Consider the following 26,790-nt stretch of genomic DNA (forward strand, 5'->3'; position numbering starts at 1 on the left):
AACCGCAAGTTTGTGCAAGCGCACGGGGCGCCCCGCGCCGGACACTGCAGGCTGTCGTGAGGAGTGCATGCCATGAACCTGTCGTTGTACCTGCTGACCGTGCTGATCTGGGGCACCACCTGGATCGCCCTGAAACTGCAACTGGGGGTGGTGGCCATCCCGGTGTCCATCGTCTATCGCTTTGCCCTGGCGGCGCTGGTGCTGTTTGCCGTGCTGTTGATCGGGCGGCGCCTGCAAGTGATGAACCGGCGAGGGCACCTGATCTGCCTGGCGCAGGGGCTGTGCCTGTTCTGCGTGAACTTCATGTGCTTTCTGACGGCCAGCCAGTGGATCCCCAGCGGCCTGATCGCGGTGGTGTTCTCCACCGCCACGCTGTGGAACGCACTCAATGCGCGGGTGTTCTTCGGGCAGCAGGTGGCGGCCAACGTGCTGGCGGGTGGGGCGCTGGGGCTGGGCGGGTTGGGGCTGCTGTTCTGGCCGGAGCTGGCCGGGCATGCGGCCAGCCGCGAAACCCTGATCGGCCTGGGCCTGGCGTTGCTGGGTACGCTGTGTTTCTCGGCGGGCAACATGCTCTCGAGCCTGCAGCAGAAGGCCGGCTTGCGGCCGATGACCACCAATGCCTGGGGCATGCTCTACGGGGCCGGAATGCTGGCGCTGTACTGTGTGGTCAGCGGCATTCCGTTCGCGATGGAATGGAATGTGCGGTATGTGGGGTCGCTGCTGTACCTGGTGATCCCGGGGTCGGTGATCGGCTTTACCGCGTACCTGACGCTGGTGGGGCGCATGGGGCCGGAGCGTGCGGCGTACTGCACGGTGCTGTTCCCGCTGGTGGCGCTGAACGTGTCGGCGTTCTACGAGGGGTACCAGTGGACAGCGCCGGCGCTGGGCGGGCTGGTGCTGGTGATGCTGGGCAATGTGCTGGTGTTCCGGAAGGGGCGGGTGGTGACGCCTTCGCCGGCAAGGCCGGCGCCTACCAGGGCCGCGTAACCCTTGCAGGAGCCCGCCTTGCTGGCGAATGGCAGCCTTACTTCCACACCTGCGGGTTCACCAGGTCGCGCGGGCGCTCGCCCAGCAGTGCCGCGCGCAGGTTGTCGATGGCACGGTTGGCCATCGCCTCGCGGGTTTCGGCCGTGGCCGAGCCCACATGCGGCAAGGTCACCGCATTGGCCAGCTGGAACAGCGGCGACTCGCTCAGCGGCTCTTTCTCGTACACATCCAGCCCTGCACCGCGAATCGTGCCCTGCTGCAACGCCGCCACCAGCGCCGCCTCATCCACCACCGGCCCGCGCGACACGTTGACCAGAAACGCACTGGGCTTCATCAGCTTCAGTTCGCGCTCGCCAATCAGGTGCCTGGTGTTGGCCCCCAACGGCACCACCAGGCACACGAAGTCGGCTTCGGCCAGCAGTTGATCCAGGCTGCGGTACTGCGCGCCCAGTTCCTGCTCCAGCGCGGTCTTGCGGCTGTTGCCGCTGTAGATCACCGGCATGTTGAAGCCGAACCGGCCACGCCGCGCAATCGCCGCGCCGATGTTGCCCAGCCCGACGATGCCCAGCGTCTTGCCATGCACGTCGCTGCCAAAGTGTGCCGGGCCCACGGTGGCTTTCCATTCGCCGGCCTTGGTCCAGGCGTCCAGCTCGGCCACCCGCCGCGCCGCGCTCATGATCAGCGCAAAGCCGAGGTCGGCGGTGCTTTCGGTGAGGACGTCAGGGGTGTTGGTCAGGGCGATGCCGCGCTGGTTGAAGTAGGCCAGGTCGTAGTTGTCGTAACCCACCGACACGCTCGACACCACCTGCAGTTGCTCAGCGTTGTGCAACTGCGCTTCGCCCAGCTTGCGCCCCACCCCGATCAGGCCGTGGGCCTGGGGCAGCGCTTCGTTGAACTGGGCATTGATGTCGCCCAGCTTGGGGTTGGGCACGATCACATTGAAGTCTTGCTGCAGACGCTCGACCATCGGGGCGGTGATGCGGCTGAAGGCCAGTACGGTCTTTTTCATCGGCGAACTCGCTGCGGGCAGGGGAGAATGGGTAGCACGCTATCATTCTCCGCCGCCCCTGTGCAGCAAGATTTCAGGTGGCGATGAGCAGCTCGTGGGTCTTGAGGTCGGCCTCGTGGGCCGCGAGGATCTCCGGCAGCGAGTTGCGCAGGTACTCGACCCAGGTCTTGATCTTCGCATCCAGGTACTGGCGCGAGGGGTAGATCGCGTACAGGTTCAGCTCCTGCAGGCGGTACTCGGGCATCACCCGTACCAGGCTGCCGTCGCGCAGGCCGTCGATGGCCGAGTAGATCGGCAGCACGCCCACGCCCATGCCGCTGCGGATCGCCGCCTTCATGGCATCGGCCGAGTTCACCTGGAAGGGCGCCTGGGTGATGTTCACCACCTCCTGGCCCTCGGGGCCGTCGAACAGCCATTTTTCCAGCGGGATCACCGGGCTCACCATGCGCAGGCAGGCGTGCTTGAGCAGGTCGGCCGGCTTGTGCGCCACGCCGTGGCGCTTCACGTATTCGGGCGAGGCGCACACGATGCTGTAGGTGATGCCCAGGCGCTGCGACACGAAACCCGAGTCCGGCAGCTCGCTGGCGAGCACGATGGACACGTCGTAGCCCTCGTCCAGCAGGTCGGGCACGCGGTTGGCCATGGTCAGGTCGAAAGTCACGTCGGGATGGGTTTCGCGGTAGCGGGCGATGGCATCGATGACGAAATGCTGGCCCACGCCGGTCATCGAGTGCACCTTCAGTTGCCCGGCCGGGCGCGCATGCGCGTCGCTGGCCTCGGCCTCGGCTTCCTCCACGTAGGTGAGGATCTGCTCGCAGCGCATCAGGTAGCGCTTGCCCGCTTCGGTCAGTGCGATGCGCCGGGTGGTGCGGTTGAGCAGGCGGGTTTGCAGGTGCGCTTCAAGATTGGAAACCGCCCGCGACACGTTCGCGGTGGTCGTATCCAGTTGCACGGCAGCGGCGGTGAAACTGCCGACTTGCGCGACGCAACTGAAAGCACGCATGTTTTGCAGGGTGTCCATGGGGCGCTCTCAAGGAAGACGACAGAATTGTGACATGAAGTAACCAAAGCAGTCTTCAGACTAAAGCCGGATTATCGCGGTTTTCGTAACAAAGATTCGCAGTAAAGCACGCTTATCGCCAGTGCGGCGGCCCCCTAGAATTGCGTCACCTAGCGTCATCCACCTTCTAGTCGGGAACTCGCAGCTGTGCCGCGTCGCATCATCAGAGCGCTGAATGCGCTCAGTGTCTGTGCCTTTAGCTTGACCTTGAGCGGCTGTATCGGAACCTGGGGCATCGCCCCGCAAAGCAAGACGCTGCAAGCCAATACCCTGACCACCGACGCGGCCATCCGAGCAGCCGCGCAGGATGCCCACTGGCCCGACCAGCAATGGTGGCAAGCCTATGGCGACCCGCAACTGGCGCGCTGGATCGCCCTGGCGCTCCAGGGCAGCCCGACCATGGCCATGGCCGCTGCCCGCGTGCGTGAAGCCAGGGCCATGGCCGGGGTGATCGAGGCCGACGAAAAACTGCAGGTCAACGGCCAGTCCAGCCTCAAGCGCCACAACTGGCCCGAAGACCAGTTCTATGGCCCCGGCGCGCTGTCCGGTGCCAACACCTGGGACAACAATGCCACCCTGGGCCTGAGCTATGCGCTGGACCTGTGGGGCCGCGAGCGCAATGCCAGCGAGCAGGCCGTGGACATGGCCCACATGAGCGTGGCCCAGGCGCGCCAGGCGCAGCTCGAACTGCAGAACAACATCGTCAAGGTGTACATCCAGCTGTCGCTGCACTTTGCCCAGCGCGACATCGTCAAGGCCGAGCTGGCCCAGCAGGAGCAGATCCTGGCCCTGGCCGAACGGCGCCTGGCCGGCGGCATCGGTACCCATTTCGAGGTCAGCCAGGCGCAGACGCCGCTGCCCGAAACCCATCGCCAGCTCGACAGCCTCGATGAAGAAATCGCCCTGGCGCGCAACCAGCTGGCCGCGCTGGCCGGCAAGGGCCCGGGCGAGGGCGCGCAGTTGCAGCGGCCGAATCTCTCGTTGGCCACCGCACTCAAGCTGCCGTCGGCGCTGCCTGCCGAGCTGGTGGGGCAGCGTCCCGACGTGGTTGCCAGCCGCTGGCAGGTGGCGGCCCAGGCGCGCGGTATCGATGTGGCGCATGCCGGCTTCTTCCCCAACGTCGACCTGGTCGGCGGGCTCGGCTTCATGGCCACCGGCGGCGGTGCGCTGGAGTTTCTCACCGGGCGCAAGTTCAACTACAACGTCGGCCCGGCCATCAGCCTGCCGGTGTTCGATGGTGGCCGCCTGCGCTCGCAACTGGGCGTGGCCTCGGCCGGCTACGACATCGCCGTGGCGCGCTACAACCAGACCGTGGTCGAGGCCCTCAAGGGGGTGTCCGACCAGTTGATCCGCCGCCACTCGATGGACGAGCAGCAGCACTTTGCCGCCGAGTCGGTGGCCTCGGCGCAGAAGACCTACGACATCGCCATGATCGCGTTCCAGCGCGGCCTCACCGACTACCTCAACGTGCTCAATGCGCAGACCCTGCTGTTTCGCCAGCAGCAGATCCAGCAGCAGGTGCAGGCCGCGCGCCTGACCGCGCATGCCGAACTGGTCACCGCCCTGGGCGGTGGGCTGGGCGCCGGCAACGATGTGCCGACGCCGGATAAGCAGGCCGCACCGGCCACCCCGCGCACCCTGGCGGTGTTCGACAAATGAGCGCCATGACCCTGCCGTTTCGCTGGCTGGCATCACTTGAATGGCGTCGCGGCTTCTTCGAATGGGCGCGTAGCGACGGCGTCACCTGGGTGTACATCTTCAAGGTGCTGAGCGCGGCGTTTCTCACCCTGTGGCTGGCCATGCGCCTGGAGCTGCCGCAGCCGCGCACCGCGATGATCACCGTGTTCATCGTGATGCAGCTGCAGAGCGGCCACGTGTTCGCCAAGAGCTTCTACCGCCTGCTCGGCACCCTGGCCGGTTCGTCGGTGATGGTCGCGCTGATCGCGATCTTCCCGCAGAACACCGAGCTGTTCCTGCCCAGCCTGGCGATCTGGGTGGGCATCTGCTCGGCGGGGGCGATGCGCTACCGCAACTTTCGCGCCTATGGCTTCGTGCTGGCCGGCTACACCGCGGCCATGGTCGGCCTGCCGGCCCTGCAGCACCCCGACGGTGCATTCATGGCGGCAGTGTGGCGGGTGCTGGAGATCTCCCTGGGCATCCTGGTGTCGACCCTGGTCAGCGCCGCGATCCTGCCGCAGTCGGCCAGTGCCTCGATGCGCAACGCCCTGTACCAGCGCTTTGGCGTGTTCGCCGGCTTCGTCGCCGAAGGCCTGCGCGGCGACAGCCAGCGCGACCGTTTCGAAAGCAGCAACGTGCGCTTCATCGCCGAGGCGGTGGGCCTGGAAAGCCTGCGCAGCGTGACCGCCTTCGAAGACCCGCACATGCGCCGGCGCAACGGCCGCCTGGGCCGCATGAACAGCGAGTTCATGGCCATCACCACGCGCTTCAACGCCCTGCACCAACTGCTCGAGCGCCTGCGCCAGCGCGGCCCGCTGCAGATCGTCACGGCCATCGAGCCGGGCCTCGATGCCCTGGCCAACCTGCTCGACGGCTATGCCGGGCGCTCGCTGACCCACGCCGATGCCGCGCGCCTGGCCGAGCAACTGGCCGCCTACAAGGACGACCTGCCCGAGCGGGTACGCAGCCTGCGCGCCGCCTACCTCGACACCGCGCCCAGCGACGCCGACCTGCTCGACTTTCACACCGCCTACGAACTGCTGTACCGCTTCGTCGACGACCTGCACAGCTATGCCCAGACCCACGCCTCGCTGGCCGAGCACAGCCACGCCCGTGAGCAATGGGACGAACCCTACGTGGCCCAGACCAACTGGCTGGTGTCGCTGGCCGCCGGCGTGCGGGCCGCGTTCATCCTGCTGGTGCTGGGCAGCTTCTGGCTGGCCACGGCGTGGCCCAGCGGGGCCATGATGACCCTGATCGCGGCGGCCACCGTGGGCCTGTCGGCGGCCACCCCCAACCCCAAGCGCATGTCGTTCCAGATGGCCTGCGGCACCCTGTTCGGCGCGCTGGTGGGGTTCTTCGAAACCTTCTTCGTGTTCCCCTGGATCGACGGCTTCCCGCTGCTGTGCATGGTGCTGGCGCCGGTGTTCGTGGTGGGCGCGTTCCTGGCCTCGCGCCCGGCCTACGCCGGTTATGGCCTGGGCCTGCTGATCTTCTTCTCGACCGGCTCGGTGCCCGACAACCTCACCGTGTACAACCCCTACACCTTCGTCAACGACTACATCGCCATGGTCATCGGCATGCTGGTGTGCGCGGCGGCCGGGGCGATCATCCTGCCGCCCAACAGCCGCTGGCTGTGGAGCCGCCTGGAGCAGGACCTGCGCGGCCAGGTGCTGTTCGCCATCAGCGGGCGCCTGCGCGGGCTGGGCTCGGCGTTCGAGAGCCGCACCCGTGACCTGCTGCACCAGGCCTATGGCCTGGCCGTGGGCCAGCCCCAGGTGCAGAGCAAGCTGCTGCGCTGGATGTTCGTGGTGCTGGAGGTGGGCCACGCGATCATCGAGCTGCGCAAGGAACAGGCGATACTCCCGGTGCACCCCTGCTATGCCGAGTCCCAGCCCTGGCGCCAGGCCATCCGCGTGATGGGCCGGGCGCTGGCGCGGCTGTTCCTGCAGCCCACCGCCAGCAACCACGAGCGTGCGCTGGTGGCAGTGGACCATGCGATCAGCCGCGTGCAGGCCACCGACGAACCTTTTGCCCGGCACTTCGACACCTCGGCCCTGCGCCGGGTGCAGAGCTACCTGCACTTCATCCGTACCTCGCTGCTCGACCCACAATCGCCGCTGGCCCACCTGCCCGCGACGCAAGGACTGCCCGATGCCCCGTGAAATCGCCTTCCACGGCCTGTACATGCCGACCATGACCTTGATGTTCCTGTTCGCCGCAGGGCTTGCCTGGGGGCTGGACCGGTTCATTGCCGGGCATGACGGCTACCGTTTTTTCTGGCACCCGGCGCTGCTGCGCCTGTGCCTGTTCATTTGCCTCTTTGGCGCCATGGCGCTGACCGTCTACCGTTGAGACCCTAGTCGATGAAAAAGTTTTTCAGCCTGATCGCCACCTTGCTGGTACTGGCAGCTGCCGTGGCGATCGGCCGGCAATTGTGGGTGCAGTACATGAACACGCCCTGGACCCGCGACGGGAGGGTACGCGCCGACATCATCAACGTGGCCGCCGACGTGCCCGGCTATGTGGTGGACGTGCCGGTGCGCGACAACCAGCTGGTGAAGAAGGGCGACCTGCTGATCCAGATCGACCCCGAGCACTACGAGGTGGCGGTCAGGCAGGCGCAGGCGCTGGTAGCCTCGCGCAAGGCCACCTGGGAGATGCGCAAGGTCAATGCGCACCGGCGTGCCGACATGGACAACCTGGTGATCTCGAGGGAGAACCGCGACGACGCCAGCAACATCGCCAACTCGGCCCTGGCTGACTACCAGCAGGCCCAGGCGCAGCTGGCGGCGGCAGAGCTGGACCTCAAGCGCACGCGCATCCTGGCCACGGTGGACGGCTACGTGACCAACCTCAACGTGCACCGCGGCGACTATGCGCGCACCGGTGAGCCGAAGATGGCGGTGGTCGACAAGGACTCGTTCTGGGTCTACGGCTTCTTCGAGGAGACCAAGCTGCCGCACGTGAAGGTGGGCGATCAGGCCGACCTGCAGATGATGAGCGGCGAGGTGCTCAAGGGGCATGTGGAGAGCATCTCGCGCGGCATCTATGACCGCGACAACCCTGAAAGCCGCGAGCTGATCGCCGATGTAAACCCCACCTTCAACTGGGTGCGCCTGGCCCAGCGGGTACCGGTGCGCATCCACATCGACGAGGTGCCCGAAGGCTTCCTGCTGGCAGCGGGCACCACCTGCACGGTGGTGGTCAAGCCGCGCGATTGAGCGCGTGCCGCTGCCATGGCGAACGTTCAGCGGTGCATGAACTGCGGCTCGCGCTTCTCGGCGAAGGCGGCCATGCCTTCCTTCTGGTCCTCGATGGCGAAGGTGGAATGAAACAGCCGGCGCTCCTGGCGCACGCCTTCGCTCAAGGTGGTTTCGAAGGCGCCGTTCACCGCCTCCTTGGCCATCATCGCTACCGGCCCGGAGTAGCCGGCGATCCGCGCCGCGACACGCAAGGCTTCGTTGAGCAGCGCCGCGTCGCTCACCACCCGGCTCACCAGGCCGCAGCGCTCGGCTTCGTGGGCGTCCAGGGTGCGCCCGGTGAGCACCATGTCCATGGCCTTGGCCTTGCCGATGAAGTGCGCCAGGCGCTGGCTGCCGCCGGCACCGGGGATGGTCCCCAGCTTGATTTCCGGCTGGCCGAAGCGCGCGCTCTCGGCGGCGATGATGAAGTCGCACATCAGCGCCATCTCGCAGCCACCGCCCAGTGCGTAGCCGGCCACCGCGGCGATCACCGGCTTGCGAAAGCTGGCCAGGCGCTCCCAGTCCACGGTCACGAAGTCGCTGGTGTACACGTCGATGTAGTTGCGGTTGCGCATGGCCATGATGTCGGCCCCGGCGGCGAACACCGTGTCGGTGCCGGTCAGCACCACGGCGCGCACGCTGCGGTCCTGTTCCAGGCGGTCGAGCACGCCGGCCAGCTCCGCCGCCAGTTCGGCGCACAGGGCATTGAGCGACAGTGGCCGGTTGAGGCGAATCAGCGCCACCGCGTCAATCTGTTCCAGCAGCAGGTAATCGAGTTTCATCCGTGTAGTCTCGTTCAAGGGGTGAGTGCAAGGGGGCGTCAGAGATGACGCGCATCGACCAGTACCGGGCAACCGGCCTTGTCGATGACTTTGCTGCTGATCGAGGGGTCGAACATGCGGTCCAGCCGCGACAGGTGGCGGTGGCCCATCACGATCAGGTCGCTGCCCAGGCGCTTGGCCTCGGCGACGATGCTCGACACCGGGTCGCCATTGACCAGGTTGCCTTCGGTCTGGAAGCCGCGTTCGCGCAGGTGGGTCACGGCCTGCAGCATGCTCATGTCGGCCACCTGCTGTTCATGACTGGCCGCCGGGTATTCGGTTTCGTCCTGCGGGCTGATGTGGCCGTCCTGTTCGGGCAGCGCGTAGGCACGGTCGACCGCCAGCAGCACATGCAGGCGATGACGGGTCTGCTCGCAGAACGTGCTGACGGTTTCCAGGATGCCGTGGCTGCGTGGCGAGCCATCGATGGCGATCAAAACGACGCTGTACATGGGGCAGGGTCCACTCACTGTGCAAAGAGCAGCATTCTTGAAAAAAGCATGCGGCGCGGTAAATGGTGCAGCGTGCAATGACTAGTTGCGCCACATGCAGGGGCTGTGAGCGCGGCGGAAACTGTTAAGCTTTGCCCCGGACTCAACGAAGCAATGAATGGATGCTTGCCATGCACTTTCCAGATATGAATTTGCTGGTCGCGCTGGATGCGCTGCTCGATGAAGGCAGTGTGGTCGGCGCGGCGCGGCGGATGAACCTGAGCCCCGCGGCCATGAGCCGTACCCTGACGCGCATTCGCCATGCGGTGGGTGACCCGATTCTGGTGCGCGCCGGCCGCGGCCTGGTGCCCACGCCCAAGGCCATGGCCCTGCGCAGTCAGGTGCGCAGCGTGGTGGAGCAGGCCAACCAGGTGTTCAGTTCCAGTGACGAGGTGGACCTGCAGAGCCTGGAGCGGGCCTTCAACCTGCGCGCCAACGATGTATTCATCGCGCCCTTTGCCGCGCCCCTGCTGGAAACCATGCGCGAACAGGCGCCGCACACGGTGCTGCGCTTCGTGCCCGAAGGCGAGGGCGGCGACGAGGACGCCGCACTGCGCGACGGGCGCCTGGACCTGTACATCAGTGCCACGCGCAACCTCGGCCCCGAGATCAAGGTGCAGAGCCTGTTCTCCACCACCTTCGTCGGCCTGGCGCGGGTCGATCACCCGATCTTCGATGACGAGATCACCCCCGAGCGCTTCGCCGGCTACGAGCAGATCAGCGTGTCGCGCCGTGGCCGCGCCGCCGGCCCGATCGATGCGGCGCTGGCCGGCATGGGCCTGCAGCGGCGCGTGGCGCTGATCACCCCGAGCTTTCATTCGGCGATGTTCTCGCTGCCCGACTCCGAGTTGCTGCTGGCGCTGCCCGAGCACGTGCTGATGAGCGTGGCCCGGCTCGGCCTGCCGCTGCGCTCGTTCCGCATCCCGATGGCGCTGGAGGCGGTAACCATCATGCAGGCCTGGCACCCGCGCTTCGACAACGACCCCGCCCACCGCTGGTTGCGCCAGACCCTCAAGGAATGTTGCTCCAGGCACTACGCCTGAGCCCGGGGCAGGCACGCGTTATCGACGGCTTTTGTGGATTGCGTTTGACGCAGCAATAAACTGCGAATATGTCAGTTTTCGTCATCTATTGGCCTCCATAGACTTGCCGGGTACTTAACTACCCGGAGTCCTCCTGCCATGTGTGTGCCTTTTTTCTGCCGTGCTTCAGCGCCTGTGGGCGGGGGCCGGCCATGACGTCGCTGGCGGCCCAGGCGCCCTTGGGGGCCACCCCGGCGCCCGCCGCGGCGCCTGCCAAACCGGCCGCCCCGGCTGCTTTCGGCCTGCGTATCGTGGTGGGCCTGGTCGGCGTGCTGCTGGCGGTGCTGTGCGCCGGCCTCAACGAGATGGTCACCAAGATGGCCCTGGCCGACATCCGTGGCGGGATGCACATCGGCGCCGACGAAGGGGCCTGGCTGGTGGCGCTGTACTCGGCCACCTCGGTGTCGGCCATGGCCTTTGCGCCCTGGTGCTCGGTGACCTTCTCGCTGCGCCGCTTCACCCTGTGTGCCATCGGCGCCTTTGCCGTACTGGGGCTGCTCTGCCCGTTTGCACCCAACCTCGAAAGCCTGATGCTGCTGCGCACCCTGCAAGGCCTTGCCGGGGGCGCGCTGCCGCCGATGCTGATGAGCGTGGCGCTGCGCTTTCTGCCCCCCGGCATCAAGCTCTACGGCCTGGCCGGCTACGCCCTGACCGCAACCTTCGGGCCGAGCCTGGGCCTGCCGCTGGCGGGCATGTGGACCGAGTATGTCGGCTGGCAGTGGGCGTTCTGGCAGATCATCCTGCCCTCGCTGGTGGCCATGGGCTGCGTGGCCTGGGGCCTGCCGCAGGACCCGTTGCGCCTGGAGCGCTTCAAGCAGTTCGACTGGCGCGGCCTGTTGCTGGGGCTGCCGGCCATCTGCTCGATCGTGATCGGCCTGTCCCAGGGCGACCGCATGGGCTGGTTCAACTCGCCGCTGATCTGCTGGCTGCTGGGCGGCGGGGTGGTGCTGCTGGTGCTGTTCATGATCAACGAATGGTCGCACCCGTTGCCGTTCTTCAAGCTGCAGATGCTGCGCAACCGCAACCTGACCCACGCCCTGATCACCCTGGGCGGGGTGCTGGTGGTGCTGTCGGCCGTGATCATCATCCCCACCAACTACCTGGCCCAGGTCCAGGGCTATCGGCCCGTGCACAGCGGCCCGGTGATGCTGCTGGTGGCGCTGCCGCAACTGCTGGCGCTGCCGCTGACCGCGGCGCTGTGCAACATCCGCGCGGTGGACTGCCGCTGGGTGCTGGCCATCGGCCTGGGCATGCTCGCCATGTCGTGCCTGGGCGGCACGCAGATCACCTCGCAATGGGTGCGCGAAAACTTCTATGTGCTGCAACTGTTCCAGATCTTCGGCCAGCCGATGGCGGTGATCCCGCTGCTGATGCTCGCCACCGGCGGCATGACCCCGCAGGACGGCCCGTTCGCCTCGGCCTGGTTCAACACCATCAAGGGCCTGGCTTCGGTGGTGGCCGCCGGGGTGCTGGAGGCCCTGACCACGGTGCGCCGGCATTTCCACTCCAACATGCTGGTGGACAACCTGGGCAACTCGCCGCTGGCCGCCAGCGATGCGCCGGGGCTGGCCAGGCGCATCCATGAGCAGGCCGTGGTGCTGACCTCGGCCGACCTTTACCTGTGCATGGCGCTGCTGGCACTGGCGCTGATCGTGCTGATTCCCTTTGTGCCTACCCGGATCTACCCGCCGCGTGCAGTGGCCTAGTCCCGTCGAGAGAGAAAGACATGACCTCAAGTAAAACTTCCAGACTCACCCTGATCGCCGTGGCGGTGATCGTCGTCGCCGGCCTGGCCTATGTGGCGCTGCCCGCGCTGTTCGGCAGCGGCGGCACGCAGTCCACCAACGATGCGTACGTCACGGCCGACTACACCGTGGTGGCGCCCAAGGTGTCGGGCTTCATCAAGGCGGTCCACGTCGAGGACAACCAGCAGGTCAAGGCCGGCCAGGTGCTGGCGCAGATCGACGACCGCGACTTCCAGGCGGCGCTGGCCGCCGCCGACGCGCAGTTGCTGATGTCCCGCGCGCAGTACCAGAACGCCCGCGCCACCCTCGAACGGCAGGCTTCGCTGATCGCCCAGGCCCAGGCCACGGTGGCTGCCGACGAGGCGGCGCTGGCGTTCGCCAACCATGAACTGACCCGTCACACCCGCCTGGCCGAGCAGGGCGCCGGCACCGTGCAGAACGCCCAGCAGGCGCGCAGCCGGGTCGACCAGGCCCAGGCACGCCTGGCCAACACCCGTGCGGCGCTGGCCGCGGCACGCAAGCAGGTGGACATTCTCACCGCGCAGGTGGAGGCAGCCCAGGGCGGCCTCAAGCATGCCGAGGCCGCGCTGGACCGTGCCCGCCTGGACCTGTCCTACACGCAGATCGTCGCACCCATCGACGGCATGGTCGGCGAGCGCGCCGTGCGCGTGGGCGCCTACGTCAACCCGGGCGCACGGCTGCTCTCGGTGGTGCCGCTGGCGCAGGCCTACGTGGTCGGCAACTTCCAGGAAACCCAGCTGACCCACGTGCAGCCAGGCCAGGCAGTGCTGGTGAGCGTGGATACCTTTGCCGGTGAACAGCTGCGCGGCCATGTGCAGAGCGTGGCCCCGGCCACCGGCCTGACCTTTGCCGCAGTCAAGCCGGACAACGCCACCGGCAACTTCACCAAGGTGGTGCAGCGCATCCCGGTGAAGATCGTGCTCGACGCCGACCAGCCATTGCTCAGCCGCCTGCGCGTGGGCATGTCGGTGATCGCCAGAATCGATACCCAGAGCCCGGCCAGGGCCCAGGCCGGCAACGAGGTCAGCGCTCGATGAACTTCGCACAGGCTACTTCGCCCTTGCTGCTGGGCGCCACGCTGACCCTCGGCGCCTGCAGCCTGGGCCCCGATTTCGAAGCGCCGCGCTCCACCGCGCCGTCGGCCTGGCCGACCCTGCAGGACAAGGCCGGCCCCAGCCAGCCCGAGGCGACACCGCTGCAGGCGCGCTGGTGGGAGCAGTTCAACGATGCGCAGCTGTCGTCACTGGTACAGCGCGCGGTCGAACGCAACCTGGACCTGCAGGTGGCCACCGCCCGGCTGATGCAGAGCCGCGCGGTGCGCAGCAGCATTGCCTCCGAGCAGTACCCGTCGGTCGACCTGAACGGCAACTACAGCCGCGCCCGCAACAGCGAGGACGGCCTCAACGACCCGTCCGGCAAGAACGGCAAGTCGGCCTTCAACCTGTGGCAGGGCGACTTCACCGCTGCCTGGGAACTGGACCTGTGGGGCCGGGTGCGGCGTGAGGTGGAGGCCGCCGACGCCAGCGTCGAGGTGGCCGAAAACGACCGCCAGGGCGTGCTGCTGTCGTTGCTGGCCGAGACCGCCCACGACTATATCCAGCTGCGTGCGGTGCAGAGCACCCTGGCGGTGATCCGCGAGAACCTCGACGTGTCGCGCCACAGCCTGCGCCTGTCGCAGATGCGCCTGAACGATGGCGTGGCGACCAACCTCGACGTGGCCCAGGCCAAGGCGCAGGTGGCGTCCATCGAGGCGCGCCTGCCCACCCTGGAAGACCGCCAGGCGCAACTGATCAACGCCCTGAGCCTGCTGCTGGCCGAGCCGCCACGCAGCCTGCAGAACGAACTGCTGCAACCGGCACCGATGCCGCAGACCGCGCAGCGCTTTGCCATGGGCCTGCCCTCGGAGCTGGCCGAGCGGCGCCCCGACATCCGCCAGGCACAGGCGCAACTGCACGCCGCCACGGCCAGCATCGGGGTGGCCAAGGCCAACTTCTATCCGAGCATCCGCCTGTCGGGCAGCGCGGGGTTCCAGTCGCTGCAACTGTCGGACTTCGGCAACTGGAGTTCGCGCCGGTTTGCCATCGGCCCGCAGTTGAGCCTGCCGATCTTCGAAGGCGGGCGCCTGACCGGCGTGCTCAAGCTGCGCGAGGCGCAGCAGCAGGAAGCGGCTGTGCAGTACCAGCAGGTGGTGCTGCGCGCCTGGCACGAGATCGACGATGTGCTGCGCCTGTACAACGCCAGCCAGCTGCGCCGCGACCTGCTCGACGAAGCGGTGCGCCAGAGCCGGGTGGCGCTGGACACCGCGCGCAACCAGTACGTGGAGGGCGCGGTCGACTTCCTCAACGTGCTGACCGTGCAGAGCGCCTTGCTGGCCAACCAGGAGCAGTGGGTCGAAAGCTCGGCGGCGGTGTCGCTGGCCATGGTCGGCCTGTACAAATCCCTGGGTGGGGGCTGGCAGTCATTTGCCCCACCGGCCCAGGCCAGCGCTGAACTCGATCGAGGGCAGCGGTCAAAGCACCCATGAGGCCTGCGCCGGCCGTGCCCCGGCACGGCCGGCGCCGCGCCGGGGTTCACATGTCATCCAGAAAAGGACGCAGGTATGAATATTTCCTTGCACGGCAAGCGTGCGATCGTCAGCGGCTCCACCGCCGGTATCGGCTTTGCCATTGCCCACGGGCTGGCCGAGGCCGGTGCCGAGGTGGTGGTCAACGGGCGCACCAAGGCCCGTGTCACGCGCGCCGTCGAACAGATCCAGCGCAAGTTGCCGGGGGCCAAGGTCAAGGGCATTGCGGCCGACCTGGGCACGGCCGAGGGGGCGGACATCCTGTTTGCCAAGGAGCCGGAAACCGACATCCTGGTCAACAACCTGGGCATCTTCGAGCCCAAGGGCTTCTTCGAGATCAGCGACGAGGACTGGCAGCGCTTCTTCGAGGTCAACGTGATGAGCGCGGTGCGCCTGTCGCGCCATTACGCCAAGGGCATGGCCACGCGCGAGTGGGGCCGGGTGCTGTTCCTGTCGAGTGAATCGGCGCTGCAGATCCCGACCGAGATGGTGCACTACGGCACCACCAAGACCGCTCTGCTGGCGATTTCCCGCGGGCTGGCCGAGACCCTGGCCGGTACCGGCGTGACCGTCAATGCGGTGCTGCCGGGCCCGACCCGCTCCGAAGGCGTGGGCGGCTACTTCAGCCAGATGGCCAGGGAGCAGGGGGTGGACAGCGAGACGCTGGAGGCCCGGTTCATAGCCGAGCACCGTCCCAGCTCGGTCATCAAGCGCCTGGCCACGGTCGAGGAGGTCGCCAACATGGTGGTCTACCTGGCCTCGCGCCAGGCCAGCGCCACCACCGGCGCAGCCCTGCGCGTGGATGGCGGCGTGGTTCGTTCCATCGCCTGATGCACCCTGCCGCGCCCGGGCGAGCGACTCGCCCGGGCGCGGCCTTCAGCCGGCAATCGCCGGCAGGCTGGCCGGTTGCAGCCCGTAGTCGAACTCGGCGAACAGCCGGGCAAAGCGCTTGAGCGATTCGGGCGCGTCCATGCGTTCCATCACCACTTCGATGAACACCAGCGTGTCGGCCTGTGCGGCCTGGGCCAGCGCATCTTCGAGCTGGTCCTCGGTGTGCACGGTGAAGCTGCGCGAGCGCTCGCGGGTGTCCAGCACGCTGGCCAGTTGCGCATAGCGCCAGGGGTTCACGTCGTTGTAGCTGGCATGCTCGCCCAGGATCAGCCGTTCGATGGTGTAGCCATCGTTGTTGATCAGGAAGATCACCGGCTTGAGGTTGTGCGCCAGAATCGTCGACAGCTCCTGCACGGTCATCTGCAACGAGCCGTCGCCGATGAACAGCAGTTGGCGGCGTGTCGGTGCGGCCAGCAGGCTGCCCAGCAGCGCGGGCAGGGTGTAGCCGATCGAGCCCCAGATCGGCTGGGTGATGCAGGTTGCCCCGGTCGGCAAGCGCAGGCCGCTGATGCCCGCCGACGAGGTACCGCTTTCGGCGATGACCAGGTCGTCGGCTTCGATCAGGTGGCCGATGCGCTGCCAGAAGCGCAGCTGGCTCAGCGGCTTGCCCGACAGCGCGGCGAACGCCGGGCTGGCACTGAACGGCGGGATGCGCTGGGCGCGGCGCTCGCGTGCCAGCGCCTGTTGGCCCAGCGCCTGGAGCACCTGGCCCAGGCTCACGGCGGTGTAGTGCTGCCTGGCGATCGAGGCCGCGTAGGCGTGCAACTGGATCAGCGCGCCGTCCATGAAGCTGTGGGAGAACAGCGCGGTGCTGGTGTCGGTGAAACGTGCGCCAAGGCTGATCACGCAGTCGGATTGCTCCAGTGCCGCACGCACGCCGGGCGCGGAGCCGGCACCGGCGTAGGTGCCGAGGAACAGCGGGTGCGACTCGGGCAGCATGGCCTTGGCCGGCGGCAGGCAGGCGAAGGGCAGGTCGAAGCGCTCGATCAGCTCGAGCACCTGGGGCACCAGGCCAAAGCGCGCCACGTCCATGTCCACCAGCAGCACCGGCGAGCTGGCGGCATCCAGGCGTGCCACCAGCGCCCGTACCACCGCCTGCAGTTGCCCCGGCTCGCTGCGCGGCTCGCTCAGTTGCAGCGGCGTGTCGGGCACCTCGATAGGCAAGGTGGCCAGGTCGCTGGGCAGTTGCAGGTACACCGGGCGGCGTTCGCGGTAGCAGGTCTGCAATACGCGGTCGATTTCCATGGCGGCGTTTTCCACGGTGATGCGCGCCTGGGCCACGGTGAACTGGCGCAGGGTCACCATGATGTTGTCGTAGTTGCCGTCGCCCAGGGTGTGGTGCATCAGGGCCCGGTCGATGATCGCGTGCAGCGGCGGCATGCCCGACACCATGATCACCGGCACCCGCTCGGCATAGGCGCCGGCGATGCCGTTGAGTGCACTGAGGTCGCCCACCCCGTAGGTGGTCAGCACCGCGCCGAAGCCCTGGGTGCGGGCGTAGCCGTCGGCCGCGTAGGCCGCGTTGAGTTCGTTGCAGTTGCCGATGAAGTCGAGCGTGGGCAGCGCCTCGACCTGTTCGAGCAGGGTCAGGTTGTAGTCGCCGGGCACGCCGAACAGGTGGCGGATGCCGAATTCCTGAAGGCGGCGCAGCAGAAAATCGCCAATGGTCATGTCCATGAGTAGGGGAGCCTCGTGATCCTTGAGAGGGGGTGCGCCGCTAGGGCTGGCGGCGCAGGTCGATGACGTTGCCGGCCTTGCCTTCGGAACGCTTGAGGGTGTGGCACGGGTGCAGCTGGATGTGGGTGCTGATGCCCACGTGCACCTTGATCTGGTGGCTCAGCTGCTGGCAGGCGGCCTGTTGCTGCCGGGCGCTCAGGCCGCTGTGTTCCGGGCGCAGCTCGACGTGGACGGCCAGCACGTCGAGGTTGCCCTGGCGGCTGACATGCAGCTGGTACACCGGGCTGAACATCAGCAGCTTGAGCAGTTGCTCCTCGATCTGGCTGGGGAACACGTTGACCCCGCGGATGATCAGCATGTCGTCGCTGCGCCCGGTGATGCGGTCGATGCGGCGCATGGCGCGACCGTTGCCGGGCAACAGGCGGGTGAGGTCGCGGGTGCGGTAGCGCACCATCGGCAGCGCTTCCTTGCTCAGGGTGGTCAGCACCAGTTCGCCGAACTGCCCGTCGGGCAGCACCGCGCCGGTGACCGGGTCGATGATCTCGGGGTAGAAGTGGTCTTCCCAGAGTGTCGGGCCGTCCTGGGTGTCGAGGTGCTCCATGGCCACCCCCGGGCCCATCACTTCCGACAGGCCGTAGATGTCCAGGGCCTTGATGCCCAGGCGCTGTTCCAGCTCGCCGCGCATCTGTCCGCCCCACGGCTCGGCGCCGAAGATCCCGGCGCGCAGCGACAGCGACTGCGGGTCGATGCCCTGGCGTTCGATCTCTTCGGCGATGTTGAGCATGTAGGACGGCGTCACCATGATGATGTCCGGCTGGAAGTCCTTGAGCAGCTGCACCTGGCGTGCGGTCTGCCCGCCCGACATCGGGATCACCGTGCAGCCCAGTTTCTCGGCGCCGTAGTGTGCGCCAAGGCCTCCGGTGAACAGGCCGTAGCCATAGGCGATATGGATGCGGTCGCCGCGCCGCCCGCCCGCAGCGCGGATCGAGCGCGCCACCAGCGAGGCCCACACGTCGATATCGTTGCGCGTGTAGCCGACCACGGTGGGCTGGCCGGTGGTGCCGCTGGAGGCATGCAGGCGCAGCACCTGGTCCATCGGCACGGCGAACAGGCCGAAGGGGTAGTGGTCGCGCAACTGTGCCTTGCTGGTCAGCGGGAAGTGCGCCAGGTCGTCGAGGTGCTTGAGGTCGTAGGGGTGCACGTCCAGTGCATGGAACTGCTCGCGGTACCAGGCCACATGGGTGTAGGCATGCAGCAGGGTCTGGCGCAGGCGCAGCAACTGGTGCTGGCGCAACTCGTCGAGGCCGGCCTGTTCCAGGTGGTCATCGAACGGTTGGGCGAAGGGCACCGGGGCCAGGGCGGCGACAGGGCTTGCGTGCAGTAAAGTCGATTCGATCGGCATCGGGTCTGTTCTCTACCAGGAAGGGGAGTGGTCAAGGGCGCCCACGCTCGCGCTGCCATGCCCGCGAGCCGGGTGGGGCCGGGCGCGCAGGTGGCAGGGGCGGGCGCTGCGGGGTCAGCCGGCCTGGGTCAGGCGCAGCAGCTGGTTGAAGATGTTCTTCTGGTGCATCTCTTCGGTGCCGCCCACGCTGGCAAAGCCCAGCGCGTCCTTGACCAGGGTGGCGATGTCGCCTTCGTGGTAGCCCAGGCTGCCATACAGCTTGAGCAGGCTGATGGCGCTGTGGATGAAGTCCTGCGCGGCGCCGAGCTTGGCGATCGAGCAGCTCATCAGCGCCTGGGGGTCGTTGCCCAGCAACTGGTCGAGCGCGGCGTACACCATCCAGCGGTTGCGCTCCATGCCCATGGCGATGTCCACCAGGCGCTTCTGCACGTACTGGTGGGTGTCGATGGCGCTGTTGAAGCTCTGGCGGTTGGCCGCGTAGTGCATGGCCTCGGCCAGGAACGGCGTGGGCAGGTTGGCCGCTACCAGGCCGTAGTACGCACGCCCCAGCGAGATGATCCTGATCAGTTGCTGCAGGCCGCGGCCCGGCTCGCCCAGGACCTGTTCGGCCGGCACCGGCAGGTTGTCGAAGTGCAGCGGGCCGGTGGGCAGGTGCTTGTTACCCAACTTGTCGTCCGGCTCGCCACGGGTCAGGCCGGGGGTGTCCTTGTCGATGATCACCAGGGCGATGTTGTGCTTGGAGTCGGTGGCCAGGCGGGTCACGATCAGCAGGAAGTCGGCCACCGGTGCATGGGCGATGTTGAACTTGCTGCCGGTCAGCCGGTAGCCGTCCGCGCACGGGGTCAGCAGGCTGTGGATACTGCGCACGTCGGTGCCGGTGCCCGGTTCGGCGATGCCGGTGGCGCTCAGCGCGCCGGCCAGGATCGCGCTCAGGTAGCGGTCCTTCTGGGCGTCGCTGCCGTAGAGCATCAGGGCGCGGACCATGCCGGCCTGGGCAATCACCGACAGCAGTAGCTCGGGCGTGCGGATCGACGAGGCCAGGCCTTCCAGCGCGGCACTGAAGCCCCACCAGTCTTCACCCAGGCCGCCGTATTCGAGCGGGATGACCAGCTTCCACAGGCCCGCGTCGCACAGGCGTTGCCAGCCGTAGTGATCGAAACCGGGGGCGGCGCTGCGCCGCGCCTCGGCCAGTTCCACGCCGATGGCGCGGTAGGTCGACAGCAGCGCGAGCTGCTGTGGAGTCCAGGAGAGTTTCATTGAGCGTACCTTTGCAGTCGGTTCGCCGGGGCGCCTGAGCGTCGGCGAACGGTTCGTCCCTGAGCGCCGGCTCAGCCTTCCTGGAAAGCCAGGACCTGATCCTTGAATGCCTGGGGCACAGGCACGGTGGCCTGTTTGTCGTAGTCGAACATCACGTGGTACGACTTGGCCCTGGCCACCACCTCGTGGGTATCGTCCTGGCGGCGCATGGTGTGCTCGATCTCGAAGCTCTTGGTGCCGAATTTCACCACGGCGCTGCTGACCACCAGGGTTTCGCCGTACATGGCCTGCTTGAGGTAGTCGCACTCGCTGCGCACCATGATGTGCGGCAGTTTTTCGCTCTTTGGCAGTTGCAGCAGGTGGTGCATGTAGCAGAGGTAGGCATGTTGCATGTAGTCATAATAGATGGGGCTGCTTACATGGCCCATCGAGTCGGTGTCGCGGTATTTGATTTCAATGACGGTCTCAAAGCCTTTCTGGCTCATGGTGCACTTCCTTTTGTTTGTTCTGTTTGAAGTTGGCGAAATGTTATTGAAACTTCTCGGCAACTTGTTAGGTCCCTTGAAAGTGGGTTTCAAGTTGTTTCAAATGCTAGGCAAGTTGAACTTGCAAGGCTACTCGCGTTTGTTTGCAGGAAACTCGCTTTCGCGCTACAGCGCTTGTCTGCCGTGGGGTTGCTGGCTGCTGGTTGTACGCCATGGTTCGTTTGTGGGGGCGGCCTTGAGGGTGGCGTTGAATTGCTCGCATTTCGCCGCCGACAACGAACTTTGGTCATGAATATTTAATATTCCTGGCAATGCGAGCAATCCACGGCGGGTACACGGGCACGGCTCTTGTATGTGGGGTTTTTAATGCGAGTAGTTGTTCGGCAGGCATTCTTTTAGCATGGCCGCCACTCAGGCGCCGTTGTTGTAGCGGCCCTGTATCGCCATTCAGGGAGTGCAGTGTTCATGACCAATCAAGACAGGGTGGCGGTGGTCACCGGTGCGGCCAGCGGTATTGGCGCGGCGACCGCCCTGCAGCTGGCACGGGAGGGTTTTCAGGTGGCGTGCCTGGACCGTGACGAAGGCGGCCTGGATCGCACCCTGCATGCGCTGGGCCCAGGCCATCGGCCGTTCGCCCTGGACCTGTGCGATGAACAGGCAGTGGCCGCGGTGTTCGCCGAAATCGCCCGGTGGCGCGGGCGCATCGATGGCCTGGCCACCTGCGCCGGGGTGGTCGACACCACGGCATTCGACGACCTGAGCGTGGCGCGCCTGCGCCAGTTGCTGGAGGTCAACCTGCTTGCCACCTTCAGCGTGGTGCAGCACAGCGTGCCCTTGATGCGCGCCGGCGGGCATATCTGCACCGTGGCCAGCGTCGCCGGCATTCGCGGCGGTGGCCTGGCCGGCACGCTCGGCTACGCCACCAGCAAGGGCGCGGTAATCACCCTGAGCAAGGGCCTGGCGCGCGAACTGGGCCCGCGCGGGCTGACCGTCAATTGCGTCGCCCCGGCGGTGATCCGCACGCCGATGCTCGATGACACCACGCGCGTCGCCGGCAAGCTCGAACAGCTGCACGGCATGACCGCCTTGCGCCGCGAGGGCCGTGCCGAGGAAGCCGCCGAGGTGATCGCCTGGCTGCTGTCGGGCAAGGCCTCGTTCGTCAGCGGCACCACCATCGCCGTGGACGGCGGCCTGGCGATGCTCTGAGGCGCTTTCTTTTCTTCCTTTTCTTCTCTGTACAGGACGTCAACCATGGCAGTTTCCAAGGACAACCCACTGGCGCTTTGCCGCACCTTTTTCTTCATTCCCGGCGCCGACGAGCGCGCGTTGCTGGCGGCACTCGACGGCGATGGCGACGTGCTGGTGCAGGAGCTGGAGGACTTCACCCCACCGGCGCGACGCCCCGAGGCGCGTGCACTGGCGGTGGATATCCTGCAGCGCTGGCGCGCCTGCGGGCGGGTCAGTGCGGTGCGCATCAACCCGTTTGAAACCTGTGGCCACGAGGACCTGGCGGCAGTGATGGCTGGCCGCCCGCAGGTGGTGATGATGTCCAAGGTCGAGCGCCGCGAACAGATGATCGAGCTGGACCAGTTGATCACCGAGCTTGAGGGGCGCCATGGCATCGCTGCCGGCAGCACGTTGATCGTGCCGAACATCGAGACCGCGCTGGGCGTGGTGCGCGCCATCGAGATCGCCGCCGCCAGCCCGCGTATCAAGGCGATGCTGGTGGCCACCGAGGACATGGTGGCCGACCTGGGCGCCGGGCGCAGCCGCGCCGGCACCGAGCTGTATTACCCGCGCTCGCGCTTTCTGCTCGAATGTGCGGCGGCGGGGGTGCTGGCCATCGACTCGCCCTACACCTTTGCCGACGCGCAGGGTGCCGAAGCCGACATGCAGTTCGCCCGCTCCATCGGCTACCAGGCCAAGGGTGTGGTCAACCCGGCGCACGTGGCGGTCGCCAATCGCTACCTCACCCCCGCTGACGCGGACGCCGAACTGGCGCGCCGGCAGGTGGCGGCGTTCGAGGCGGCGGCCCAGGGCGGCAACGTGCGTGCCGAAGTCGATGGCCTGGTGGTGGAAGTGCCCAGCTACCTGCAGGCGCTGCGCTTGTTGGAGCGTTACGAGCAGTTGCAGGCGCGCCAGGCGCTACGCCGCTGAGCTGTGCGGCTGCGCGCGGGCGCGGGCGGTGGCCAGCGGCATGGCCGGCGGGAGGCACAACAGCCCGATCAGCGAGCTGCTGATCGCATCCTCGATCTGCGCCTGGCTCATCTGCGGCGAGTCGAGGATGTAGGCCTTGACCATCGAGGTGATCACCTGCGCCGCCAGCCAGGCGGCCAGGTGCAGGTTGCTGTGAGCCAGCGTGGCCCGCCAGCGGTCCAGCAGGCGCTCGATGGACAGGGTGATGCGGGCCTTGTGCTGCAGGTCGTCGACGCTGCGGCTCAGGTTGGCCAGGTCGGTGTCGAGCAGCCGGTGCAGCTCCGGTTCCTGCTGGTGCAGGTGCAGCAGGGCTTGCACCAGCAGCCTGAGGTGGGCCGGCAGGTCGGCCACCTCGTGTGCGCCGGCGACCTCCAGAATCACCCGGTTCATGGCCTGCGCATGGCGCTCATGCAACGCCGCGATCAATGCATCCTTGTTCGGGAAGTACTGATAGACCGAGCCCACGCTGACCCCGGCGCGCTGGGCCACCAGGTTGGTGTTGGTGCCCTGGTAGCCATGCTTGACCACCACCTTGGCGGTGGAGGTGAGGATGGTTTCGACCATCATCCGCGAGCGGGCCTGGGTGGGGATCTTGCGCGGAAGGTTAAGGTGTTTCACGAATGTCTCCAGAAAGGGCCTGATTGCATTTGTGAGAAAGGCTGCCAGCAGGCAGCGGTGCTCCGACCTTGGAGATTTCTCCCTGATTGCCTGGAGCGCGCCGCCGCTGTGGCAATGCAGCCGATCCAGTACGAGGGCGATTCTTGGCCTTGGAGACGCTTTGGAAAATGCTCTGGTGTGCACTTTATAGTTAGCGATAGGGTCAGCTATCGCCGGCGCAGGCCCCCGCAAACCGGGCAGATCACAGGCTGCGGTCGAGGCCGAAACGTTTCTTCAGCACCTTTTCCAGCAGCCGTTTGGGCAGCACGCCGGCCAGCAGCGGCAAGGCGCGGCTGCCGTTGCCCAGGCGCAGCAGGTCGGGCGGGGTACGCTGCTGTACGGCCTTGAGCAGGCCCTGGGCGAACGCGCTGGCGGGGGTCGGCCTGTCCTGCGAGGCGCGGGCGCGGGCGCGCACCTGCTCGCGCAATGGCCACCACGGTGAGTCTTGCGCCAGCACCTGCTCGGCCTCGCGCCCGGCATTGCTGGCGAAGCTTGAGGCGATGGCGCCGGGCTGCACTTCCATCACGCCGATGCCGAACGGCGCCAGTTCCAGGCGCAGCGCATCGCTGAGCGCATGCACCGCCGCCTTGGATGCGCAATAGGCGCCGGCGAACGGGGTGACCAGCACACCCGACACGCTGCCGATGTTCACCACCAGGCCGCGATTGCGTCGCAGCAAGGGGAACAGTGCGCGGGTCACACCGATCAGTGCGAACACGTTGGTCTCGAACTGGCGCTGCATGGCCTCGACACCGCCGTCCAGCAGCGGCCCCATCGCGCCGTAGCCGGCGTTGTTGATCAGGATGTCGAGGCCGCCATGGGCCGTTTCGATGGCGTCGGCCAGGCGCACCAGGGCGTCCTCGTCGTTGACGTCCAGCTGGCGGCTGCTGAAGCCGGCCTTGATCAGCGTGGCGACGTCATCGGCCTTGCGCGCGGTCGCCCACACGTCGTAGCCGGCGGACTTGAAGCTGTCGGCGAGGGCGCGGCCGATGCCGCTGGAGCAACCGGTGATCAGGACGACGGGCATGGAAGGGGGCTCTCCTCAGAATGTGGTGTTCGGTCAGGGCTTCGATCAGCCGGGTGATGCTCGTGGCGCACACCACGAGGTTGGGGCCGGCGACGGGCAACAGGATATGTGAAGGCAGATAGTGCAGCGACAGGCTCTGGAACAGGAGGGTCAGGGCCGGTTCTTGCGGGTGATCCTCGAACAGGTCGACGTTGAAATAGTGGAAGTCGACCTGAGGATGTTGACTGCCAAGCCGTGCAACACCGGGATGCATCGTGCGGCAAGGCGGGCAACTGGCCGAGCCCACCATGACCATGGCCGGGCGTTGGCGTGTGCAATCATCGAGCAGCGCCTGGAGCTGGTCGAGGCGGGTCACGGGCCTGAGTGACATGGTGGTGCCTCCTGCAAGATTTCCGGTGCGCTCCATTCAACCCCGGCTGGCGTGTCTCAGGTAACTGACAAAAATACTAGTTGGCAAACCCACCCTGCAGGTGCTCGGCACGAAATTCCAGGGTTTGCGGGCGGTAGCCTGAGCGCAGGGGGGGCAGGGGCAGGCAGTCGTGCCAGCTGGCCTCGGGCTGCAGGTCGCCGGGGCCGCGGTAGCGCGGTGCGGTGTAGGTGTTCTCGGCCAGGTTGACGGTGTCGCCGGGGGCGTAGGCGGCCACGCGCCAGCGCAGCTCGACCAGCGGCACGCGGTTGGCGTTCTTTATCTGTACGCGCAGCGGCCGGTCGGCCGGGCAGGCGTCGGGGGCGTAGTCCAGGCGCAGTTCCAGGCGGGCCAGCTGGCTGGCCTCGCGGTTGTCCAGCCACACCACCCACAGGCCCACCAGGCCCAGGCCGAGCAGCGCGGCCATGGAGATCGGCAAGGCCTTGGCCGGGTAGCGCAGCAGCAGGACCAGCCAGGTGAGGATGAGCAGGATACCGATGAACATGGAGGGCGCCTTGGGTGCGGATGAAGGATCATCCTAACGCCTAAAAAGCTTCGCCGGCAAAGCCGGCTCCTACAGGGAACGCGTATTCCTTGTAGGAGCCGGCGTTGCCGGCGAAAGGGCCGCTAGATCACTGCGCGATGGTCTTGATCGACACCCCGCGCTCCACTGGCGTGGAGCGCCCGTAGATGTCTTCGAAACGCTCGATGTCGTCCTCGCCCAGGTAGCTGCCCGACTGCACCTCGATGATCTCCAGCGGGATCTTGCCCGGGTTGCGCAGGCGGTGCACCGAGGCGATCGGGATGTACGTGGACTGGTTCTCGCACAGTAGGAACACGTTCTCGTCGCACGTCACCTCGGCCGTGCCCGACACCACGATCCAGTGCTCGGCACGGTGGTGGTGCATCTGCAGCGACAGGCTGGCGCCGGGTTTTACCGTGATGTGCTTGACCTGGAAGCGCCCGCCCATGTCCACCGAGTCATACGAGCCCCACGGGCGGTACACCTCGCAGTGGTTCTGGGTTTCGTTGCGGCCCTGGGCGTCCAGGGTGTTGACCATCTGCTTGACCCCCTGAACCTTGTCCTTGTGCGCGATCATCATGGCGTCCTTGGTCTCGACCACCACGATGTTCTCCAGGCCGATCACCGACACCAGCTTGCCGTTGCCGTGGATCATGCAGTTGTGGCTGTCCTGCACCACCACGTCGCCCTTGGTCACGTTGCCGTTGGTGTCCTTCTCGTGCACGTCCCACAGCGACGACCAGCAGCCCACGTCGCTCCAGCCCGCACTCAGCGGCACCACGCAGGCGCGCTGGGTCTTTTCCATCACCGCGTAGTCGATGGAGTTGTCCGGGCAGCAGGCGAAGGTGGCCTCGTCGATGCTGATGCTGTCGCCGTCTTCCAGGCTGCGCTCCAGGGTCAGCAGGCAGGTGTCGTAGATGTCGGGGTCGTGCTTTTTCAGCTCTTCGAGGAAGCGGCTGGCGCGGAACAGGAACATGCCGCTGTTCCAGTAGTAGCCGCCACTTTTGACGAACTCGGTGGCGCGTTTTTCGTCCGGTTTTTCAACGAACTGTGCCACGCGGCTGATGCCTTCGGGAAGCAGGGCGTCCTGGCTCGACTTGATGTAGCCGTAGCCGGTTTCCGGCTTGGTCGCCGGCACCCCGAACAGCACCATTTCGCCGCGTTCGGCGGCCACCGTGGCCAGGGCCAGGGCGCGTTGCAGGGCCTTCTGGTCGTCCAGCACGTGGTCGGCCGGCAGCACCAGCATCAGCTCGTCGCGGCCTTCGTTGACCAGTTTCATGGCCGTGAGCGCCACGGCCGGCGCGGTGTTGCGCCCGAACGGTTCCATCAGGATCGCCTGGGTGTCCAGGTTCAGGTTGGCCAACTGCTCGTTGACGATGAAACGGTGGTCCTTGTTGCACACCACGATGGGCGCGTCCATGCCGTCGAACACCAGGCGCGACAGGGTTTGCTGGAACAGCGTGTGTTCACCGGTCAGGGCCAGGAACTGCTTGGGGAATTGCTTGCGCGACAGGGGCCACAGACGCGAGCCGCTACCACCGGACAGGATGACTGGAATCATGGGTAAT

At 66.8% G+C, this 26,790-nt stretch carries 26 protein-coding genes; 13 read left to right on the plus strand and 13 right to left on the minus strand.

The features are described 5' to 3' along the window. Positions 1-72: 72 nt before the first annotated feature. Positions 73-987 carry a DMT family transporter gene (locus tag V9K84_RS26735; RefSeq protein ID WP_054914866.1) on the plus strand — a complete coding sequence of 305 codons (915 nt, stop codon included), beginning with the start codon at positions 73-75 and terminating at the stop codon, positions 985-987. A 37-nt stretch (positions 988-1,024) separates the two neighbouring features. Here V9K84_RS26735 and V9K84_RS26740 read toward each other — a convergent pair whose 3' ends face one another. Both V9K84_RS26740 and V9K84_RS26745 read right to left on the minus strand, forming a co-directional pair. Continuing rightward, positions 1,025-1,996: a D-glycerate dehydrogenase gene (locus tag V9K84_RS26740; protein WP_058540854.1), complete on the minus strand. Its 972-nt coding sequence runs from the start codon at positions 1,994-1,996 to the stop codon at positions 1,025-1,027. A 73-nt stretch (positions 1,997-2,069) separates the two neighbouring features. Then, positions 2,070-3,017 (minus strand): LysR family transcriptional regulator, encoded by a 948-nt coding sequence (locus V9K84_RS26745; RefSeq protein ID WP_043860975.1) that lies wholly within the window; start codon positions 3,015-3,017, stop codon positions 2,070-2,072. A 186-nt stretch (positions 3,018-3,203) separates the two neighbouring features. On the opposite strand from V9K84_RS26745, the gene V9K84_RS26750 reads away from it, so the two are divergent. The 4 genes from V9K84_RS26750 to V9K84_RS26765 are packed head-to-tail and all read left to right on the plus strand — an operon-like array spanning position 3,204 to position 7,957. After that, the gene (locus V9K84_RS26750) at positions 3,204-4,715 is read left to right on the plus strand and encodes an efflux transporter outer membrane subunit (RefSeq protein WP_043860976.1); all 1,512 of its coding nucleotides are present in this window, start codon (positions 3,204-3,206) and stop codon (positions 4,713-4,715) included. Then, positions 4,712-6,898: an FUSC family protein gene (locus V9K84_RS26755; RefSeq protein WP_054914863.1), complete on the plus strand. Its 2,187-nt coding sequence runs from the start codon at positions 4,712-4,714 to the stop codon at positions 6,896-6,898. The genes V9K84_RS26750 and V9K84_RS26755 overlap by 4 nt, the downstream gene beginning before the upstream one ends. After that, positions 6,888-7,088, plus strand: a complete 201-nt coding sequence (locus V9K84_RS26760) for a DUF1656 domain-containing protein (protein ID WP_043860978.1) — start codon at positions 6,888-6,890, stop codon at positions 7,086-7,088. Before V9K84_RS26755 ends, V9K84_RS26760 begins: the two co-directional genes overlap by 11 nt. Before the next feature lie 11 nt (positions 7,089-7,099). Continuing rightward, positions 7,100-7,957 carry an HlyD family secretion protein gene (locus V9K84_RS26765; RefSeq protein ID WP_043860979.1) on the plus strand — a complete coding sequence of 286 codons (858 nt, stop codon included), beginning with the start codon at positions 7,100-7,102 and terminating at the stop codon, positions 7,955-7,957. A gap of 26 nt (positions 7,958-7,983) precedes the next feature. Here the strand turns inward: V9K84_RS26765 and V9K84_RS26770 are convergent, their stop codons facing one another. Both V9K84_RS26770 and V9K84_RS26775 read right to left on the minus strand, forming a co-directional pair. Then, positions 7,984-8,760, minus strand: a complete 777-nt coding sequence (locus V9K84_RS26770) for an enoyl-CoA hydratase (RefSeq protein ID WP_043860980.1) — start codon at positions 8,758-8,760, stop codon at positions 7,984-7,986. Between the two features lie 38 nt (positions 8,761-8,798). Then, a complete protein-coding gene (locus V9K84_RS26775; RefSeq protein WP_043860981.1) occupies positions 8,799-9,251 on the minus strand; it encodes a universal stress protein in 453 nt (150 codons plus the stop codon). Between the two features lie 170 nt (positions 9,252-9,421). Between V9K84_RS26775 and V9K84_RS26780 the strand changes: the two genes are divergently transcribed. The 5 genes from V9K84_RS26780 (at position 9,422) to V9K84_RS26800 (ending at position 15,532) form a co-directional block, all read left to right on the plus strand. Continuing rightward, complete coding sequence (locus tag V9K84_RS26780; RefSeq protein ID WP_043860982.1) at positions 9,422-10,333, plus strand: LysR family transcriptional regulator; 912 nt, start codon at positions 9,422-9,424, stop codon at positions 10,331-10,333. Between the two features lie 191 nt (positions 10,334-10,524). After that, positions 10,525-12,078 (plus strand): MFS transporter, encoded by a 1,554-nt coding sequence (locus tag V9K84_RS26785; RefSeq protein WP_043860983.1) that lies wholly within the window; start codon positions 10,525-10,527, stop codon positions 12,076-12,078. Between the two features lie 20 nt (positions 12,079-12,098). After that, on the plus strand, positions 12,099-13,175 hold the full coding sequence (locus V9K84_RS26790; protein WP_054914861.1) for an HlyD family secretion protein: 1,077 nt from the start codon (positions 12,099-12,101) through the stop codon (positions 13,173-13,175). Then, positions 13,172-14,662: an efflux transporter outer membrane subunit gene (locus V9K84_RS26795; RefSeq protein WP_054914860.1), complete on the plus strand. Its 1,491-nt coding sequence runs from the start codon at positions 13,172-13,174 to the stop codon at positions 14,660-14,662. Before V9K84_RS26790 ends, V9K84_RS26795 begins: the two co-directional genes overlap by 4 nt. A 75-nt stretch (positions 14,663-14,737) precedes the next feature. Further along, positions 14,738-15,532 (plus strand): SDR family oxidoreductase, encoded by a 795-nt coding sequence (locus V9K84_RS26800; RefSeq protein WP_043860986.1) that lies wholly within the window; start codon positions 14,738-14,740, stop codon positions 15,530-15,532. 45 nt (positions 15,533-15,577) lie between these two features. On the opposite strand, the gene V9K84_RS26805 is transcribed toward V9K84_RS26800, so the two are convergent. The 4 genes from V9K84_RS26805 to V9K84_RS26820 form a co-directional block, all read right to left on the minus strand. Continuing rightward, positions 15,578-17,269 (minus strand): thiamine pyrophosphate-binding protein, encoded by a 1,692-nt coding sequence (locus V9K84_RS26805; protein WP_043860987.1) that lies wholly within the window; start codon positions 17,267-17,269, stop codon positions 15,578-15,580. Positions 17,270-17,309: 40 nt separating this feature from the next. Further along, the gene (gene paaK, locus V9K84_RS26810) at positions 17,310-18,671 is read right to left on the minus strand and encodes a phenylacetate--CoA ligase PaaK (protein WP_054914859.1); all 1,362 of its coding nucleotides are present in this window, start codon (positions 18,669-18,671) and stop codon (positions 17,310-17,312) included. A 114-nt stretch (positions 18,672-18,785) separates the two neighbouring features. Beyond that, complete coding sequence (locus tag V9K84_RS26815; protein ID WP_078479507.1) at positions 18,786-19,928, minus strand: acyl-CoA dehydrogenase family protein; 1,143 nt, start codon at positions 19,926-19,928, stop codon at positions 18,786-18,788. A gap of 71 nt (positions 19,929-19,999) precedes the next feature. Next, positions 20,000-20,413: an acyl-CoA thioesterase gene (locus V9K84_RS26820; protein WP_043860990.1), complete on the minus strand. Its 414-nt coding sequence runs from the start codon at positions 20,411-20,413 to the stop codon at positions 20,000-20,002. Between the two features lie 13 nt (positions 20,414-20,426). Here V9K84_RS26820 and V9K84_RS26825 point away from each other — a divergent pair, with 13 nt between their 5' ends. The 3 genes from V9K84_RS26825 to V9K84_RS26835 all read left to right on the plus strand — a co-directional run bounded on the left by V9K84_RS26825 (position 20,427) and on the right by V9K84_RS26835 (position 22,570). Beyond that, positions 20,427-20,705 carry a hypothetical protein gene (locus V9K84_RS26825; protein WP_143516672.1) on the plus strand — a complete coding sequence of 93 codons (279 nt, stop codon included), beginning with the start codon at positions 20,427-20,429 and terminating at the stop codon, positions 20,703-20,705. A gap of 173 nt (positions 20,706-20,878) precedes the next feature. Beyond that, positions 20,879-21,619 (plus strand): SDR family NAD(P)-dependent oxidoreductase, encoded by a 741-nt coding sequence (locus V9K84_RS26830; protein WP_088515553.1) that lies wholly within the window; start codon positions 20,879-20,881, stop codon positions 21,617-21,619. A 45-nt stretch (positions 21,620-21,664) separates the two neighbouring features. Continuing rightward, the gene (locus tag V9K84_RS26835) at positions 21,665-22,570 is read left to right on the plus strand and encodes a CoA ester lyase (protein ID WP_043860993.1); all 906 of its coding nucleotides are present in this window, start codon (positions 21,665-21,667) and stop codon (positions 22,568-22,570) included. On the opposite strand, the gene V9K84_RS26840 is transcribed toward V9K84_RS26835, so the two are convergent. The 5 genes from V9K84_RS26840 to V9K84_RS26860 all read right to left on the minus strand — a co-directional run bounded on the left by V9K84_RS26840 (position 22,559) and on the right by V9K84_RS26860 (position 26,783). Further along, positions 22,559-23,227, minus strand: coding sequence for a TetR/AcrR family transcriptional regulator (locus V9K84_RS26840; RefSeq protein ID WP_052504232.1), 669 nt, complete (start codon positions 23,225-23,227; stop codon positions 22,559-22,561). The two genes, V9K84_RS26835 and V9K84_RS26840, sit on opposite strands and share 12 nt — an antisense overlap. A 241-nt stretch (positions 23,228-23,468) precedes the next feature. After that, positions 23,469-24,293, minus strand: coding sequence for an SDR family oxidoreductase (locus V9K84_RS26845; protein ID WP_054914855.1), 825 nt, complete (start codon positions 24,291-24,293; stop codon positions 23,469-23,471). Next, a complete protein-coding gene (locus tag V9K84_RS26850; protein WP_143516671.1) occupies positions 24,184-24,663 on the minus strand; it encodes a thioredoxin family protein in 480 nt (159 codons plus the stop codon). Before V9K84_RS26850 ends, V9K84_RS26845 begins: the two co-directional genes overlap by 110 nt. 76 nt (positions 24,664-24,739) lie before the next feature. After that, positions 24,740-25,204 carry a multidrug transporter gene (locus tag V9K84_RS26855; protein ID WP_338793328.1) on the minus strand — a complete coding sequence of 155 codons (465 nt, stop codon included), beginning with the start codon at positions 25,202-25,204 and terminating at the stop codon, positions 24,740-24,742. A 127-nt stretch (positions 25,205-25,331) separates the two neighbouring features. Then, the gene (locus V9K84_RS26860) at positions 25,332-26,783 is read right to left on the minus strand and encodes a mannose-1-phosphate guanylyltransferase/mannose-6-phosphate isomerase (protein WP_043860997.1); all 1,452 of its coding nucleotides are present in this window, start codon (positions 26,781-26,783) and stop codon (positions 25,332-25,334) included. Between the last annotated feature and the right edge of the window lie 7 nt (positions 26,784-26,790).

The sequence above is a fragment of the Pseudomonas sp. AE27 genome, from assembly GCF_037113495.1.
In the GTDB taxonomy this organism is placed as follows: Bacteria; Pseudomonadota; Gammaproteobacteria; order Pseudomonadales; family Pseudomonadaceae; genus Aquipseudomonas; species Aquipseudomonas palmensis.

Bases quoted from the DNA above. Each gene is read 5' to 3' on its own strand.
- V9K84_RS26795 (WP_054914860.1), top strand. From the start codon at position 13,172: ATGAACTTCGCACAGGCTACTTCGCCCTTGCTGCTGGGCGCCACGCTG.
- V9K84_RS26770 (WP_043860980.1), bottom strand. From the start codon at position 8,760: ATGAAACTCGATTACCTGCTGCTGGAACAGATTGACGCGGTGGCGCTG.
- V9K84_RS26835 (WP_043860993.1), top strand. From the start codon at position 21,665: ATGGCAGTTTCCAAGGACAACCCACTGGCGCTTTGCCGCACCTTTTTC.
- V9K84_RS26735 (WP_054914866.1), top strand. From the start codon at position 73: ATGAACCTGTCGTTGTACCTGCTGACCGTGCTGATCTGGGGCACCACC.
- V9K84_RS26805 (WP_043860987.1), bottom strand. From the start codon at position 17,269: ATGGACATGACCATTGGCGATTTTCTGCTGCGCCGCCTTCAGGAATTC.
- V9K84_RS26860 (WP_043860997.1), bottom strand. From the start codon at position 26,783: ATGATTCCAGTCATCCTGTCCGGTGGTAGCGGCTCGCGTCTGTGGCCC.
- V9K84_RS26755 (WP_054914863.1), top strand. From the start codon at position 4,712: ATGAGCGCCATGACCCTGCCGTTTCGCTGGCTGGCATCACTTGAATGG.
- V9K84_RS26855 (WP_338793328.1), bottom strand. From the start codon at position 25,204: ATGTTCATCGGTATCCTGCTCATCCTCACCTGGCTGGTCCTGCTGCTG.
- V9K84_RS26785 (WP_043860983.1), top strand. From the start codon at position 10,525: ATGACGTCGCTGGCGGCCCAGGCGCCCTTGGGGGCCACCCCGGCGCCC.
- V9K84_RS26790 (WP_054914861.1), top strand. From the start codon at position 12,099: ATGACCTCAAGTAAAACTTCCAGACTCACCCTGATCGCCGTGGCGGTG.
- V9K84_RS26800 (WP_043860986.1), top strand. From the start codon at position 14,738: ATGAATATTTCCTTGCACGGCAAGCGTGCGATCGTCAGCGGCTCCACC.
- V9K84_RS26775 (WP_043860981.1), bottom strand. From the start codon at position 9,251: ATGTACAGCGTCGTTTTGATCGCCATCGATGGCTCGCCACGCAGCCAC.
- V9K84_RS26760 (WP_043860978.1), top strand. From the start codon at position 6,888: ATGCCCCGTGAAATCGCCTTCCACGGCCTGTACATGCCGACCATGACC.
- V9K84_RS26740 (WP_058540854.1), bottom strand. From the start codon at position 1,996: ATGAAAAAGACCGTACTGGCCTTCAGCCGCATCACCGCCCCGATGGTC.
- V9K84_RS26845 (WP_054914855.1), bottom strand. From the start codon at position 24,293: ATGCCCGTCGTCCTGATCACCGGTTGCTCCAGCGGCATCGGCCGCGCC.
- V9K84_RS26745 (WP_043860975.1), bottom strand. From the start codon at position 3,017: ATGGACACCCTGCAAAACATGCGTGCTTTCAGTTGCGTCGCGCAAGTC.
- V9K84_RS26830 (WP_088515553.1), top strand. From the start codon at position 20,879: ATGACCAATCAAGACAGGGTGGCGGTGGTCACCGGTGCGGCCAGCGGT.
- V9K84_RS26765 (WP_043860979.1), top strand. From the start codon at position 7,100: ATGAAAAAGTTTTTCAGCCTGATCGCCACCTTGCTGGTACTGGCAGCT.
- V9K84_RS26780 (WP_043860982.1), top strand. From the start codon at position 9,422: ATGCACTTTCCAGATATGAATTTGCTGGTCGCGCTGGATGCGCTGCTC.
- V9K84_RS26820 (WP_043860990.1), bottom strand. From the start codon at position 20,413: ATGAGCCAGAAAGGCTTTGAGACCGTCATTGAAATCAAATACCGCGAC.
- V9K84_RS26850 (WP_143516671.1), bottom strand. From the start codon at position 24,663: ATGTCACTCAGGCCCGTGACCCGCCTCGACCAGCTCCAGGCGCTGCTC.
- V9K84_RS26815 (WP_078479507.1), bottom strand. From the start codon at position 19,928: ATGAAACTCTCCTGGACTCCACAGCAGCTCGCGCTGCTGTCGACCTAC.
- paaK (WP_054914859.1), bottom strand. From the start codon at position 18,671: ATGCCGATCGAATCGACTTTACTGCACGCAAGCCCTGTCGCCGCCCTG.